Source organism: Pseudomonas sp. Marseille-P9899 (genome assembly GCF_903166565.1).
GTDB lineage: Bacteria > Pseudomonadota > Gammaproteobacteria > Pseudomonadales > Pseudomonadaceae > Aquipseudomonas > Aquipseudomonas huaxiensis.
Genome location: NZ_CAESCG010000006.1, coordinates 391,553 through 407,298, shown reverse-complemented (window position 1 = coordinate 407,298; position 15,746 = coordinate 391,553). Strand labels below are relative to the sequence as shown.

10 protein-coding genes are annotated in these 15,746 nt (G+C 64.2%); 5 read left to right on the top strand and 5 right to left on the bottom strand.

All coding sequences use genetic code 11. From position 1 onward, the window contains the following. Nucleotides 1–71: 71 nt before the first annotated feature. A complete protein-coding gene (locus HWV67_RS32290; protein WP_371929343.1) occupies nucleotides 72–851 on the bottom strand; it encodes a methyl-accepting chemotaxis protein in 780 nt (259 codons plus the stop codon). A gap of 1,289 nt (nucleotides 852–2,140) precedes the next feature. Further along, nucleotides 2,141–3,757, bottom strand: a complete 1,617-nt coding sequence (locus tag HWV67_RS26160; protein WP_175653354.1) for a diguanylate cyclase — start codon at nucleotides 3,755–3,757, stop codon at nucleotides 2,141–2,143. Nucleotides 3,758–4,038: 281 nt separating this feature from the next. Between HWV67_RS26160 and HWV67_RS26155 the strand changes: the two genes are divergently transcribed. The 4 genes from HWV67_RS26155 (at nucleotide 4,039) to speA (ending at nucleotide 8,327) form a co-directional block, all read left to right on the top strand. After that, complete coding sequence (locus HWV67_RS26155; protein WP_175653382.1) at nucleotides 4,039–5,109, top strand: DUF2333 family protein; 1,071 nt, start codon at nucleotides 4,039–4,041, stop codon at nucleotides 5,107–5,109. After that, complete coding sequence (locus tag HWV67_RS26150) at nucleotides 5,109–5,645, top strand: NUDIX hydrolase (RefSeq protein ID WP_175653353.1); 537 nt, start codon at nucleotides 5,109–5,111, stop codon at nucleotides 5,643–5,645. Before HWV67_RS26155 ends, HWV67_RS26150 begins: the two co-directional genes overlap by 1 nt. A 195-nt stretch (nucleotides 5,646–5,840) precedes the next feature. Then, nucleotides 5,841–6,212: a translation initiation factor Sui1 gene (locus HWV67_RS26145; RefSeq protein ID WP_095156044.1), complete on the top strand. Its 372-nt coding sequence runs from the start codon at nucleotides 5,841–5,843 to the stop codon at nucleotides 6,210–6,212. Nucleotides 6,213–6,413: 201 nt separating this feature from the next. After that, a complete protein-coding gene (gene speA, locus HWV67_RS26140; RefSeq protein WP_110971360.1) occupies nucleotides 6,414–8,327 on the top strand; it encodes an arginine decarboxylase in 1,914 nt (637 codons plus the stop codon). A 50-nt stretch (nucleotides 8,328–8,377) separates the two neighbouring features. Here speA and HWV67_RS26135 read toward each other — a convergent pair whose 3' ends face one another. The 3 genes from HWV67_RS26135 to HWV67_RS26125 form a co-directional block, all read right to left on the bottom strand. Beyond that, the gene (locus HWV67_RS26135) at nucleotides 8,378–8,806 is read right to left on the bottom strand and encodes a hypothetical protein (RefSeq protein ID WP_175653352.1); all 429 of its coding nucleotides are present in this window, start codon (nucleotides 8,804–8,806) and stop codon (nucleotides 8,378–8,380) included. Beyond that, nucleotides 8,784–9,170: a polymorphic toxin type 44 domain-containing protein gene (locus tag HWV67_RS26130; RefSeq protein WP_256680208.1), complete on the bottom strand. Its 387-nt coding sequence runs from the start codon at nucleotides 9,168–9,170 to the stop codon at nucleotides 8,784–8,786. The genes HWV67_RS26135 and HWV67_RS26130 overlap by 23 nt, the downstream gene beginning before the upstream one ends. 119 nt (nucleotides 9,171–9,289) lie before the next feature. Next, nucleotides 9,290–10,627, bottom strand: coding sequence for an MATE family efflux transporter (locus HWV67_RS26125; protein ID WP_175653351.1), 1,338 nt, complete (start codon nucleotides 10,625–10,627; stop codon nucleotides 9,290–9,292). Between the two features lie 212 nt (nucleotides 10,628–10,839). On the opposite strand from HWV67_RS26125, the gene HWV67_RS26120 reads away from it, so the two are divergent. Beyond that, a complete protein-coding gene (locus HWV67_RS26120; protein ID WP_175653350.1) occupies nucleotides 10,840–15,735 on the top strand; it encodes an alpha-2-macroglobulin family protein in 4,896 nt (1,631 codons plus the stop codon). Nucleotides 15,736–15,746 lie beyond the last annotated feature (11 nt).

The window sequence follows — 15,746 nt, the reverse complement described above, 5'->3', positions numbered from 1 at the left end:
TGTGTTGTTGAGGGCCTTGTCGCTTGCTTGCCGAGGGGGCCAAAGCGCAGCGATGAGGCCCGAAAGCCCACCTACAAACGGAACGCCCGAACCGCGGTATTCAGCTCTCCACCAAGCCTCAACAACTGCTCACCCTGATCCCGTCCTTCACCGATTCGCTGCAGATTGTCCTCACCCAGACCATGAATCCGTTCACTGTGATCGCGAATCTCGCTGACCGCGCCGCTCTGCTGCGCGGTGACATCGGCGATGCGCCCGGCAGTGTCAGCAATGGTCTGGATGGCGGTGACGATTTCGTCCAGCGCGCCATCGGCGGCCTGGGCCTGATTGGCGGTGGTTTCGGCGTGTTCGAGTTGGGTGCGCATGCCTTCCACCGAATCGCGCGCGGCCTGTTGCAGGCGGGTGATGAGGGTCTGGATCTCGCCTGTGGCACCGGTGGTGCGCTGCGCCAGTGAGCGGACTTCCTCGGCCACCACGGCAAAGCCGCGGCCCATTTCGCCGGCCCGCGCCGCTTCGATCGCGGCATTCAGGGCCAGCAGGTTGGTCTGCTCGGCAATGGCACGGATCACCGTCAGGACGCCACCGATGGTCGCCGACTCCTGAGCCAGTTCTTCGATCATCTGCGCGTTGCCTTGTACTTCGTCCACCAGCTTGCGCAGCCCGGTCAGGCTCTGGCCGATCACGGCCTGGCCCTGTTCCACCGCTTCACCGGCCTGACGGCTGGCGTCGGCGGCCTGGCTGGCATCACCCGCAACCTGGACGATCGTGGCTTCCAGTTCACCCAGCGCATCGCGAATCTGCGCGGTATCGCCGGCCTGGCGCTCGGCGCCGTCGTGCAGCGCGCTGCTCATGCCGGCCAGGGCGTGGCTGCTGCCGGCGACCTGTTCGGCGTTGTGGCGGATGGTCCCCACCAGTTCCACCAGGTAGTCGCGCAGGCGGTTCAGGGAGTCCTGAATGTCGTGCATCTCGCGGTTGCTGGGCGGCAGGGCGATCGGCTTGCTGAAATCGCCACTGGCCCAGTCCGACAGCGCCGGGTCGAGGTTGGTCAGTACCCGTGCCAGGCGCCGCTGCAGACGGTCGATCACCAGGGCGATCAGCAGAATCAGGGCGATCATGACGCCTTGCATCAGGCGCACTTCGCTCTGGATCTGCGCGTGCTGGCTGCGTACGCCGGGCTCCAGATCGGCGATGGCCTGCTGCACGGCGGCGATGCGCGATTGAGTGGTAGCCGCCAGCTCACCGCGGCGCTGGATCTGCTCGCGGGTGCGTTGCAGTTCCGCAGGGTAGCGGCTGATCAGGCTGTTGAGTTCGCGGCGCAGGCCGACGGCGGTGTCTTCGGCCTCGCTCTTGCTCTCGCTTTCCAGGCCCATCATGGAGGCGAAGTCGTCGGAGCCCGAGGCGCTGGCTTCCTTGACCCCCAGCAGCGGCAGGCCATCGAGAATGCGCGCCTGCCCGGCAATCAGGTTGAGTTCCCGTTCGACTTCCTCGGCCAGCTCGCTGCGGCCGCTGCTGACCAGCTTGTCGCGGGCCAGGGACAGGCGACTCAGGTGCAGCCCGGCTTCGAACAGCGGCGTGGTATAGCGCGCCGCTTCGCTGTTCTGGCTGTTCTGGCTGTAGCGCAGCCACTGTTCCAGATTGGCGCCCAGTTCGCGTTCGGCCTGCAGCAGGAGGGCCTGCGGATCCCCGGCCAGCTTGCCGGCGGCCAGCAGTTCGTTGCTGGTGAAGGTCGCCAGGCTGTCCAGGCTCGGGCGCACGCTTTGCGCCAGTTCGGCCGGCAGTTGGCCCAGTTCTTCCTGCAACTGCTGGGTGGCCTGCAGGGCCGTGGCATGTTGCAGGGCGTCGCCGCTGGCGAGGTAGGTCTGGATGTTGCGCGCCACCCCGTTCTGGAACTGCTGGGACAGGCCCAGGTAACGCTCCATCAGCAGATAGGGTCGCTCCAGCGCGCGCTGCGACCACCACAAGGTGGCGCCCAGGGCGAGGCAGACCAGGACCAGTAACAGGGTGTTCAGATTGGTGAGCAGCTTGAGGCGCATGTGCGTGACTACCAACGGCTGGATGGCAAGTCACTGAACTTATTGCGTTTTTATGACGGGGTTATGACGAAGCGGGCCACTCGGTCAAAAAAAGTGGCCATTTGATTTCATGTCTCGACCCGCAGCACCCGATTGCGCCCGGCGGCCTTGGCGCGGTACAGCGCTTCGTCGGCGGCGGTGGCCATGCTCAGGGCGTCGAGTTCGTCGTTCAGTTCCACCACGCCGGCGCTGAAGGTGCAGAACAGGTCCTGCGGCTGAGCGGGGTAGTGAATCTCGGCGAAGCGCCGGCGGATCTCGTCGAGCACTTTGTGCGCGGAGCCGACGTCGGTGTTGGGCATGACGATGGCGAACTCTTCACCACCGTAGCGGCCGATGAAGTCGGTCTTGCGCAGGCGTTGCTTGAGAAACAGCGCCAGGCTCTTGATCACCCGGTCGCCCATGGGGTGCCCGTGGCTGTCGTTGACCTTCTTGAAGTGGTCGATATCGAGCATGGCGAAGCTCAGCGGCAGGCTCTCGCGGCGGGCGCGGAAGCTGCAGTCTTCGAGCAGTTGCAGGATGTGGGTGTGGTTGTAGAGGCCGGTAAGGCTGTCACGAACCATCCGCGATTTCAGGTTGCGGGCGCGGGCGGCGCGGTTGCGCACGGTGGTGATCAGGTGGCGCGAGCGGATCGGCTTGGTCAGGAAGTCGTCGCCGCCTTCGCTCATGGCGTCGAGTTGCTTGTCCAGGTCGTCCTCGGCGGAGAGGTAGATGATCGGCACGCTGACGTAGCGGTCGTTATGGCGGATCACCTTGGCCAGCTCGGCGCCGGTGCAGGCCGGCATGTACATGTCGAGGCTGATCAGGTCGGGCTGGAAGTCGGCCAGCTCGGCCATGGTCTGGATCGGATCGGTGAGCGTGCGGGTGACGATGCCGGCGTTGTTCAGCAGGCGCTCGGTGTGCAGGCCCTGGGCACGGGAGTCGTCGATGATGAGGACGCGAAACGGCTCGTACTGGGCGACGCTGGTGAGCAGTTCGACTTTCTCCAGCAGGCTCGACGCTTCGAGGGTGCCGGTGAGAAATTCCTGGCCGCCGGCGCGCACTGCCGCGAGGCGGGTCGGGGTATCGGTTTCATGCAGGCTGAAGAACAGCAGCGGCACGCGCTGTTCCAGACCTTGCTGGGCTTGTTCCGCGAGCTTCAGGCCCTGGCCGGGACCGCCGAAGTCCACGTCCATGACGATCGCCGAGGGCAGGCGCTCGCTCATCGATGCGTTGAAGGCGTTGGCACTGTCCAGCGCTTCCACGCCCAGGCCGAAGAACTCCAGTTGCTTGACCAGGCGCTCGGCCCGGTCATGGTCCTGAAGCATGATGTAGACCGGCTTGCGCAGCGGTGGCAGCGGCGTCTGTTCAAGGCGGTCGCCCTGACGCAGGCCAGTGCGCGACAGGCGCTGCATCAAGCGGTTGAGTTCGCTGATCAGGTTGCTGCTCAGCCGCGCGCTGTTGGCTTCGACCGCGTCCAGCACCTCGCCGATGGCGTCGGCCAGCAGGCTGTGTTCCGGTTGCTCGAAACGTACGGCGTAACGCTGCAGGCGCAGATTGGCCTCGCACAGTTCGCCCAGGTCGCCGGTGGACCATTCGCTGCGTTGCAGTCGCTGCCAGATCTCGAGGATCTGCCGGGCCTGATGAATGACCCGCTGGGCAAAGTGTTGCTTTAGTCGCTCGCGATTCGGGTCTTCTGGCTCGGTCATGTCCTGACTACTTATAAAGGTGAGGCAGTTCGAGTGATGGCTCTATGCTAGCACCACTTTCTGAGCAAACGAGTGCCCTGCATCAATTTTTTGACGCCGGAGAACAATTCAGTTCCTGACCCGTGAGTCGTTTATGCGATCCTCTGCCCTTGCTTTATAGTGCTGACACTCAGGCCGCCCCGGCGCCCGCGCATGTTCCGACAATCGTCGATGCGTCGGCACCAATGCCCGGAGGTTGCGGTCGAACCCTGGAAATGCCCCTGACCGATAAGGACAACGCCATGCTTGACTGGAAAAACCGTACGGGCAGCGCCGAAGCGCGCGAGGAGCGCAGCGCTGGTCGTTCCACGCCGAAAGACAGCTATTTCCGCGGCCTGCTCAGCCGTTCGCTGGCGGTAGTCATTGGCCTGTACCTGCTGGTGACGATCGGTCTGGGCTGGTACTGGAGCGAGGAGCCGGCGTTGTTCCCCGTGCAGCAGAACGCCCAGATCGCCGCCGAGCAGAGCGGCCAGCAGATGGTGATCGGCTACACCACCATCGAGACTCTCAAGACGGTTGCCGGCACCCTGCTGAACAAGCCGGGCGGCTACATCTCCAACGACCGCTTCCCGCCGGGATTGTGGATGGACAACATGCCGAGCTGGGAATACGGCGTGCTGGTCCAGGTTCGCGATCTGTCCCGCGCCCTGCGCAAGGACTTCGCCCGCTCGCAGTCGCAATCGACCGAAGACGCCGATCTGGCCAAGGCCGAGCCGCGCTTCAACTTCGACAACAAGAGCTGGATCCTGCCGTCGAGCGAGTCCGAGTTCGAAGAAGGCATCAAGTCCCTGAGCCGCTATCAGGCTCGTCTGGCCGCCGCTGACAAGGGCGCGATCTTCTACACCCGCGCCGACAACCTGAACAACTGGCTGGGCGATGTCGCCACCCGTCTGGGCTCCCTGTCCCAGCGCCTGTCGGCCAGCGTTGGCCGGGTCAAGCTCAACAGCACCCTGAAAACCGAGGCGGTGGTCGCGGGTCAGGCGCCGCAGCTGGATGAAGAGCTGGTTGAAACGCCGTGGATGCAGATCGACAACGTGTTCTACGAGGCCCGCGGTCAGGCCTGGGCGCTGTCGCACCTGCTGCGTGCCATCGAGGTGGACTTCGCCGACGTGCTGGCGAAGAAGAACGCCACCGTCAGCGTGCGGCAGATCATCCGCGAGCTGGAAGCTTCGCAGGAAGCGCTGTGGAGTCCGATGGTGCTCAACGGCAGCGGCTTCGGCATGTGGGCCAACCACTCGCTGGTCATGGCCAACTACATTTCCCGGGCCAACGCCGCAGTCATCGACCTGCGCCAGTTGCTGTCCCAGGGCTGATGAGCATCAGCGAAGCGGAGGCGGCGCATCGGGCCGCCTCGGACCTGGAACGGGTCGCCTGGGTCGACGAGGACGACAACCTGCTCGGCGAGCTACCGCGCGCCGAGTTGCGTGAGCGCGGCCTCATTGGCCGTTGCACCTTCATCCTGCTGTTCAACGGTGCCGGCCAGTTGTGCGTTCATAAACGCACGCTGAGCAAGGCCATCTATCCCGGCTACTGGGATGTGGCCGCAGGCGGCATGGTTGCGGCGGGCGGGGAATACGCCGACTCGGCGGCGCGGGAACTGGCGGAAGAGCTGGGGGTGAGTGGCGTCGAGCTGCGCGCCCATGACCACTTTTTCTTCGACCAGCCGGGCAACCGGCTCTGGTGTTCGGTGTTCTCGGCCGTCTGGGACGGGCCTTTGCAGCTGCAGCCGGAAGAGGTCAGCGAAGCCCGTTTCGTCAATCTCGAAGTGATCCGCGAAGAGTCCCTTCACCTGCCGTATTGCCCCGACTCCCTGGCTGCCCTGAACCGGGTTTTCGACCGTCAAGCCTGACGTCGCGAAAATCGCCCAAAATGGCGCAGTTCTGTACTTAGCAACCGGCGCATTTGCCGTTACACTGCGCGGCCTTTTTCACCCTGCCGCGACCCGCTCACGGCAGGTGCGCTGCCCCTGCCAGAGTGGGGCTTCGCGGTCGATGTCCTGCCAGGGACAGCGACCAGTTTTTGTCCTCAACACAGAGGATCAAAAGTGGCCAAGAAAGCCTCATCATTTTCCGCCCTCGGCGGCCTGGTGTTCTCCACTGATGCAGGTCGGCACTGTCCGGACTGCAGCAAACCCATCGATGCCTGCATCTGCAAGCAGACGGTCATCCCCGAAGGTGATGGCATCGCCCGTGTGCGCCGCGAAAGCAAAGGTCGCGGCGGCAAGACGGTGACCACCATCAGCGGCGTCCCGCTGCCTGCAGAACAGCTCAAGGACCTCGCCACCACGCTGAAACGGCGTTGCGGCACAGGCGGCGCGTTGAAAGACGGCGTCATCGAAATCCAGGGCGACCATGTCGAGTTGTTGCTGGCCGAGCTGATCAAGCAAGGTTTCAAAGCGAAAAAATCCGGCGGCTGATCGCCTGCCTCGCTCTTGCGTGTCCGCTGCTTGTGCAGGGCGGGCGCAGGGCCGGGGCACCCGGGACTTTTCGTCCAGCGTCTAAACTCGTTGCCTTGTGAGGGGTCTATGCCTGAACAGGGAAAATCGTCATTTTCATTTTTTACACTGCGCCATCCCGCTTGGCCGGTGTTACCTGACTTTCTTGAATAGGGGACTTCGATGTCCGTACGACGCACACGCAAAGACGATGGCAGCCAATGGACCGTGGCCGATAGCCGCAGTGTTTATGGGATTCGCCATTGGGGCGCGGGATATTTCGCGATCAATGAAGCGGGGCGTGTCGAAGTTCGCCCCAACGGCCCGGGCAGTGCACCGATCGACCTGTTCGAACAGGTCGACGAACTGCGCAAGAGCGGCCTGTCGCTGCCACTGCTGGTGCGCTTCCCCGACATCCTGCAAGACCGCGTTCGCCAACTGACCGGCGCCTTCGACGCCAACATCGCGCGCCTGGAATACCAGAGCGAGTACACCGCGCTGTACCCGATCAAGGTCAACCAGCAGGAAGCGGTGATCGAGAACATCATCGCCACCCAGAATGTTTCCATCGGCCTGGAAGCCGGCTCCAAGCCGGAGCTGCTGGCGGTACTGGCGCTGGCGCCGAAGGGCGGCACCATCGTCTGCAACGGCTACAAGGACCGCGAGTTCATTCGCCTGGCGCTGATGGGCCAGAAGCTCGGCCACAACGTCTTTATCGTCATCGAGAAAGAGTCGGAAGTGGGCCTGGTGATCGAAGAGGCCGCCGAGCTCAAGGTCAAACCGCAGGTCGGCCTGCGCGTGCGCCTGTCGTCGCTGGCGTCGAGCAAATGGGCTGACACCGGTGGCGAGAAATCCAAGTTCGGCCTGTCCGCGGCGCAACTGATCTCCGTGGTCCAGCGCTTCCGTGATGCCGGGCTCGACCAGGGCATCCGCCTGCTGCACTTCCACATGGGTTCGCAGATCGCCAACCTGGCGGACTACCAGCACGGCTTCAAGGAAGCCATCCGTTACTACGGCGAACTGCGCGCGCTGGGCCTGCCGGTCGATCACATCGACGTCGGCGGCGGCCTGGGCGTGGACTACGACGGTACCCACTCGCGCAATGCCAGCTCGATCAACTACGACATGGACGACTACGCCGGTGTCGTGGTCGGCATGCTCAAGGAATTCTGCGACGCCCAAGGGCTGCCGCATCCGCACATCTTCTCGGAAAGCGGCCGCTCGCTGACTGCGCACCACGCCATGCTGGTGGTGCAGGTGACCGACGTCGAGCGCCACAACGATGACGTGCCGGAAATCGAAAACAAGGAAAGCCTGCCGGAAACCGTGCAATGGCTGGTAGACCTGCTCGGCCCGACCGATATCGAGATGGTCACCGAGACCTACTGGCGCGCCACCCACTACATGAGCGACGTGGCTGCGCAGTACGCCGACGGCAAGATCACCCTTGCCGAGAAAGCCCTGGCCGAGCAGTGCTACTTCGCCGTCTGCCGGCGCCTGCACAACTCGCTCAAGGCGCGTCAGCGCTCGCACCGCCAGGTGCTCGACGAACTCAACGACAAACTGGCCGACAAGTACATCTGCAACTTCTCGGTATTCCAGAGCCTGCCGGACACCTGGGCCATCGGCCAGGTCCTGCCGATCCTGCCGCTGCATCGCCTGGACGAAGAGCCGCTGCGCCGCGCGGTGCTGCAGGACCTGACCTGCGACTCCGACGGCAAGATCAACCAGTACGTCGACGAGCAGAGCATCGAGACCAGCCTGCCGGTGCATGCGGTCAAAGAGGGTGAAGACTACCTGCTGGGGATCTTCCTGGTCGGTGCCTACCAGGAAATCCTCGGCGACATGCACAACCTGTTCGGCGACACCGACTCGGTGAACATCTACCAGAACCCGAACGGCAGCGTGTACCACGCCGGTATCGAAACCCACGACACCATCGAAGACATGCTGCGCTACGTGCACTTGTCGCCGGAAGAACTGATGACCCACTACCGCGACAAGGTCGCCAGTGCGCGCATCACGGCCCGCGAGCGGACCCAGTTCCTTGATGCACTGCGCTTGGGGCTGACGCGGTCTTCGTACCTGTCGTCTTAATAGCGCTGAACTGAAAAGGCCCGCCCTCGGGATTCCGGGGGAGGGCCTTTTCAGTTTCTGCGGGTTGCGGTCAGCTCGATATCCACCGCCCTCACTTCTCCCGCTTCCCGCAGCACCGCCGTACTGACATAGCTGTAGACCTGATCGTGCGTGCGGGCGACTACCCTCAGTCCTTCCACACCTACAACGGCGCCTGATTGTTTTGTCACCAGAAACGGACTGAGCTGTTCCAGCGCCTTCAACGTCTGGCGCTCATCCTCATGCCGCGGCGCAATGAAATACAGGTAAATCAGCGGCACCGTTGCACCTCCGGCATTGCTCAACACCTCATACACTGCACTGTTTTCGCCTATCGGTGTCGCGCTGACGACCTGGTTCAACTCAGGTCTCGAAGCGGGCGTCAGAATCCATGCGGCTTGAGCGATGACGAGTAACAGCAGGCCTGCCAATAGCCATTTAGTAACCAAAGGATTTCGCATACCTGATACCTGCCTTGATCCATTCCTGATCTTGTGGGTCGTCACCGTAAGGTATGTCACCCCACCAAGTGCCAAAGGACGGGTTAGTGGTGCCCGCTCTGCTCTGAGCCCATCCCGCTCCCCTCAACAGTACTGTTTCAGATAGGCCCGCAGCCGTGCCACATGCGCTGTAGTTGAAGTTGCCAAAGGCTTCGTATTGTCGCCCTTGTTGCTTGTAGTCCCATTCACCTCGATTGCGAACCTTCTGGTAGAACCAGGAAAACAGAAACGCTGTTCCGCCATTCTTGAAGTGGTTTCTTTCCATGCTGGCTATCTGCATGTTGTGGCTGATCGATACTCCGGATGGCGCACGTGGCGGGTACATCTTGGCTCCTTGCTTCTGTAGATGATCGCGTTGTCCCCGTATTTGGGATCTGGCTTTCTCTATCGAAGCGTCTGAGGAGTCAAAGGATGATGTATGACACATTGTTTTTGCTCGGGCCTTTACTCAACCCCCCCATCCCGCCGTTGCAACCACCACCCCATCAACCCCAGCGTCACCCCGCGCAAGGCCATGAACAACAGAAACGCCAACCACAACCCATGATTCCCCAGGTCGCTGGCGAACCAGGCGAAGGGCAGGGCGATGACGACGCTGAGCAACATGGCATCGCGCATTTCGCGGGCGCGAGTGGCGCCGATGAACAGGCCATCGAGCAGGTAGCTCCAGACGGCAATCAACGGCAGCAGCGCCAGGTATGGCAGGTATTCGAAGGCGGTTTCGCGCACGCTCGGGATGTCGGTCTGCATCTGGATGAACAGGTGCCCGCCGAGCAGGAACAGGACGGCAAACCCCACACTGGCGATCAAGGACCAGCCACCGGCGATCACCAGTGAACGGCGCAACGCCGGACGGTCGTGGGCACCGATGGCGTGGCCGCACAGGGCTTCGACGGCATGGGCCAGACCGTCCAGCGCGTAGGCTGTCAGCAGCAGGCCGTTGAGCAGCAGGGCGTTGGCGGCCACGGTCGCTTCGCCCATGCGCGCGCCTTGCACGGTAATGAGGAAGAACACGCCTTGAAGCGCCAGGCTGCGGATGAAGATGTCGCGGTTGACGCTGAGCATCGGGCGCCAGCTCTGCCAGCGTGCGAGCAGCGGCCAGATGATGTGACCGGGAAACGCGCGTAACGAGGGCCGGGTCAGCGCCAGTCCGATCAAGGCCGCGGCCCATTCGGCGATCACCGAGGCCCGCGCCGATCCGGCCACGCCCCAGTCCAGTCCGAGGACGAACCACAGGTTGAGAACGATGTTCAGCAGGTTGGTGGTCAGCAGGATGATCAGCGGCGCGCGGGCGTTCTGCGTGCCGAGGAACCAGCCGACCAGAGCGAAGCTGGCCAGCGCAGCAGGCAAGCCCAGCAGGCGGATCTGGAAAAATTGCAGAGTGCCTTGTTCCAGCTCCGCGCCGGGCTGCATCAAGCCCACGGCAAGATGACTCAACGGGATGGCCAGCAGACCGAGCAACAGGGCGAAGAACAGCGCCAGCAACAGACCCTGAACCAGCACCTGGCGCAGCGCGGCGCCGTCGGATCGGCCGGCGGCCTGGGCGGCGAAACCGGTCGAGCCCATGCGCAGGAAGCCCAGCACCGACACCAGCAGGGTGTACAGGCTGGCGCCCACCGCCACGGAGCCGAGCTGGTGGGCGTGGGGCAGGTGGCCGATCACTGTGCTGTCGACCAGGGCCACCAGTGGCACCGAGATGTTGGACAGAATCATCGGCGCAGCCAGGGCCCAGACCTTGTGGTGAGTGGGGCGGTGGCGCCAGTCGGTGAGGAATGAGGGCATGAAAAGTCCTTGATGTGGCTGAGGCGCTGTCCTCGTTGTGAGCAGGTTCGCTCCTACAGAAGGGCAGCACAGCGGCCTGAATCGGCACATTCTACCCACCTCGCCGCACTTTGCCGGGTGAACCCTGTCTCATCCCGCGGGCATTGGCCGGTGAAGCCGGCAGCCTTGATATATAGTTTCCCGTCTGATCCTGCTGCCAAAGAGTTATCCCCATGCTCAACAAAGGACTGTGGCTGGCCTGCGCGCTGGCGCTGCTCAGCGCCTGTGATTCGTCATCCGTCGATAAACCCGCGCCCGCCGAGAAGGCCGCCGCAACCGCTCCCGCGGCTACGCCGACCACCGTCGATGTCGCCGCGCTGGCCCAGCGCTACGCCGGCCGTGAGCTGAACGTGGTGGACGTCTCGGAAGTGCAACTCGACGGCGCCAGTGCGCTGTCGGTGACATTCTCCGCGCCGCTGGACGCCGACCAGCCGTTCGCCGAACGGCTGCACCTGGTGGACACCGTCAAGGGCAAGGTGGATGGCGCCTGGGAGCTGTCCAACAACCGCATGGAATTGCGCCTGCGCCACCTGGAACCAAAGCGCAAGCTGGTACTGACCATCGATGCCGGTCTGCTCAGCGTCAATGGCCAGCGCCTGGCCGGTGAATATGTCAGCCGCCTGGAGACGCGTGACATGGAGCCGAGCATCGGTTTCGCCAGTCGCGGTTCGCTGCTGCCGACCCGCCTGGCCGAGGGCCTGCCGGTGATCGCCCTGAACGTCGCCAAGGTCGATGTCGAATTCTTCCGCATCAAGTCCGAGTCCCTGCCGACCTTCCTCGGTTCGTGGGGCCGCAACAGCGCGTTGCAGAGCTACGAGGCCAATGAGCTGCTGCCCATGGCCGATCTGGTCTACGCCGGTCGCTTCGACCTGAACCCGGCCGCCAACACCCGCGAAACCCTGCTGCTGCCCATGGCCGGGATCAAGCCATTGCAGGAGGCCGGGGTCTACCTGGCGGTGATGCGTGCTTCCGGCACCTACAACTATTCGCAGCCGGCGACCCTGTTCACTCTCAGCGACATCGGCCTGTCGGTGCACCGCTACAGCAATCGCCTCGATGTCTTCACCCAGGCGCTGGAAGGTGGCAAGGCCCTGAGTGGCGTCGAGCTGGACCTGCTCGACAACGAGGGCAAACTGCTCGGCCAGGGCAAGACCGACAGCAGTGGTCACTCGCAACTGCCGCTGCCACCCAAGGCCGACGTGCTGCTGGCGCGCCAGGGCGAGCACACCACGCTGTTGCGCTTGAACAGCGCCGCGCTGGACCTTTCCGAATTCACCGTCACCGGCCCGCAGGCCAATCCGTTGCAGTTCTTCGTCTTCGGCCCGCGCGACCTCTATCGTCCCGGCGAAACCGTGCTGCTCAATGGCCTGCTGCGCGACCAGGACGGCAAGCCGGTCAACGCCCAGCCGATCAACGTGGAAGTGCGTCGGCCGGACGAGCAGGTCAGCCGCAAGTTCGTCTGGGAAGCCGATGCCAATGGCTTCTATCAGTATCCACTGCAACTGGCCGGTGAAGCGCCGACCGGGCGTTGGCAACTGCTGTTCGACCTCGGTGGCGGCAAGCGCCAGGTTCACGAATTCCTCGTCGAAGACTTCCTGCCCGAGCGCCTCGCGCTGGAGCTCAAGGGCAACGATACGCCGCTGAGCCCCGACGAGACCGCCGAAGTCAGCGTCAACGGCCGCTACCTGTATGGCGCGCCGGCGGCGGGCAACCGGCTCAGTGGCCAGGTCTATGTGCGGCCACTGCGTGAGGCGGTGCCGGCATTGCCCGGCTATCAGTTCGGTTCGGTCACCGAAGGCGAGTTGAGCCACGACCTGGAGCTGGAAGAAAGCACCCTCGATGCCAATGGCGAGGCGACGATCAGCATCGCCAGCGAATGGGCCGAGGCCCGCTCGCCGCTGCAACTGACGGTGCAGGCCAGCCTGCAGGAGTCCGGTGGCCGGCCGATCACCCGGCGCCTGGAACAACCGATCTGGCCTGCGGAGCGTCTGCCGGGCCTGCGCGGTTTGTTCGACGGCGAGGAAACCGATGGCGATGCCCCGGTGGAAATCGAACTGCTGATGGCTGACCGCGACGGCAACAAGCTGGCTGCAGAAAACCTGCGCGTGCGCCTGGTGCGTGAGCGCCGCGACTACTACTGGAACTACTCGCAGAGCGACGGCTGGAGCTACAACTTCAACGAGAAACAGCTCACGGAGAGCGAGCAGAACATCAACGTTCCCGCCGGCAGCACCACCAAGCTCAGTTTCCCGGTGGAGTGGGGCCCGTACCGTGTTGAAGTGGAAGACCCGGAGACTGGCATCACCAGCAGCCTGCGCTTCTGGGCCGGCTACCGCGCCCAGGACAACGCCGACGGCGGCGCAGTGCGTCCTGACCAGGTACGCCTGGCCCTCGACAAACCAGCCTATAACGATGGCGACACCGCCACCGTGACCGTCACCCCGCCCGCTGCGGGCAAGGGCTACCTGATGGTGGAAGGCAATGACGGCCCGCTGTGGTGGCAGGAGATAGACGTCCCCGCCGAGGGCAAGGCCTTCGAGGTGAAGCTCGACCCGAAATGGGCGCGGCATGACCTCTATGTCAGCGCGCTGGTGATCCGCCCGGGCGAGCGCAAGGCCAACGTCACACCGAAGCGCGCCGTGGGCGTGCTGCACCTGCCGCTGGACCGCGCCCAGCGCAAGCTGGCGCTGACCCTCGACGCACCCGCGAAGATGCGGCCCAAGCACCCACTGACCGTCAACATCGAAGCGCGCAATGCCGATGGCAGCGTGCCGAAGCAGGTTCAGGTGCTGCTGGCGGCAGTGGACGTCGGCATTCTCAATATCACCAGCTACGTCACTCCTGATCCGTTCACCGGCATGTTCGGCCGCAAGGCCTACGGCGCTGACCAACTGGATATCTACGGGCAACTGATCGAAGCCGGCCAGGGCCGTCTCGCCAGCCTCGCCTTCGGTGGTGACGCCGGCATGGCCAAGGGCGGCAAGCGTCCGGACACCAGCGTGACCATCGTCGCCCTGCAAAGCGCACCGGTGACCCTCGACGCCCAGGGCAAAGGTCAGGCGACCGTGGAGATTCCCGACTTCAACGGGGAGCTGCGCCTGATGGCCCAGGCCTGGAGCGAAGACCGCTTCGGCGTGGCCGAGGGCAAGACCGTGGTTGCCGCGCCGCTGATCGCCGAGCTGTCGGCGCCGCGCTTCCTTGCCGGTGGCGACCGCACCAGCCTGGCGCTGGACCTTTCCAACCTCACCGAACAACCGCAGACCCTCGCGGTGGCCCTGGCCACCGAAGGCCAGTTGGACCTGCTGGGCTCATCCCATCAGACGCTCAAGCTCAAGCCCGGCCAGCGCGTCACGCTGCAGGTGCCGGTGCAGGCCAAGGGCGGCTTCGGCCAGGGCCGTGTCACCGTGCGCGTCGATGGACTGATGCTGCCGGGCGAGACCGACACCGGCTTCTCCCGTGACTGGACCCTCGGTGTGCGCCCGGCGTATCCGGCGCAACTCAAGCACTACCGCGTGGCGCTCAAGGACGAGCCATGGAGTTTGCCGGAGCAGGACCTGGCGCTGTTCGAGCCGGCGGGACTGGAAGCGACCCTGGCGTTGTCGAGCCGGCCGCCGCTGAACCTCGCCGAACAGATCCGCGCGTTGAAAGCCTATCCCTATGGATGCCTGGAGCAGACCACCAGCGGCTTGTACCCATCGCTCTACGCTGATGCCGCCACCCTCAAGCGCCTCGGCCTGACCGGCGAGCCGGCCGCGGACCGTCAGCGCAAGATCGAAATGGGCATCGAGCACCTGTTGGGCATGCAGCGTTACAACGGCAGTTTCGGCCTGTGGAGTTCCGACGGTGACGAGGAGTACTGGCTGACTGCGTATGTCACCGACTTCCTCCTGCGTGCCCGTGACCAAGGCTTCGCCGTACCACCCGAGGCCTTGAAGAAGGCCAGCGAGCGACTGCTGCGTTATGTGCAGGAGCGCAATCTGATCGAGGTCAACTACAGCGAGAACGCCGAGCACAGCCGCTTTGCCGTGCAGGCTTACGCCGCGCTGGTGTTGTCCCGTAGCCAGCAGGCGCCGTTGGGTGCCCTGCGCAGTCTGTTCGAGCGTCGCGCCGATGCCCGTTCCGGTCTGCCGCTGGTGCAACTGGCGATCGCCCTCGACACCATGGGCGACAAGCCCCGTGGCGAGCAGGCCTTGCAGGCTGGGCTGGCGGTCACCCGCGACAACGCGTGGATGGCCGACTACGGCAGCCCGTTGCGGGACCAGGCGCTGATTCTCGCCTTGCTCGACGAGTACAAGCTCGCCAGCAAGGTGATTCCGGATCGCCTGTTCCAGCTCTCCGATCAGTTGGCTGCCAGTCCGTGGCTGTCTACCCAGGAGCGCAACGCCCTGTTCCTCGCCGGCCGTGGCCTGGCGCAACAACCCGAAGGGCAGTGGAAAGCGCAACTGGACAGCGCCGGCGAAACCCGCGAGCTGAGCCCGACGCAGTCCGGCCTGCACCTTGAGGGCGCGTTACTGGCTTCGCCGCTGACCGTGCACAACGAAGGCGAGCAGACGCTGTACCAGCGCCTGACCTTGTCCGGCTATCCGCGTCAGGCACCGGCAGCCAGTGGCAACAACATGAGCATCCGTCGCGAGTACCTGGGCATGAACGGCCAGGCGCTGGATTTGCGTTCGCTGGAAAGCGGCGACCTGGTGCTGGTGCACCTGGCGATCCAGGCCAAGGCCCGGGTGCCGGATGCGCTGGTGGTGGATCTGCTGCCGGCGGGACTGGAACTGGAAAACCAGAACCTTGCGCAAAGCGCCGCCAGCCTGGAAAACGCCAGCAGCGCGGTCAAGCAATGGCGCGAGGCGATGGAGAACGCCAACGTGGTTCATCAGGAGTTCCGCGATGACCGCTACGTGGCGGCGTTGAACCTCGATGGTTATGGCACCACCCACCTGCTGTACCTGGCGCGGGCGGTAACGCCGGGCAGCTACCGGATTCCGCCACCGCAGGTGGAGTCGATGTACCGACCGGACTGGCAGGCTGTGGGCGATGGCGCTGGAGAGATGGTCATCAAGGGCCGTTGAAATCAATGGGG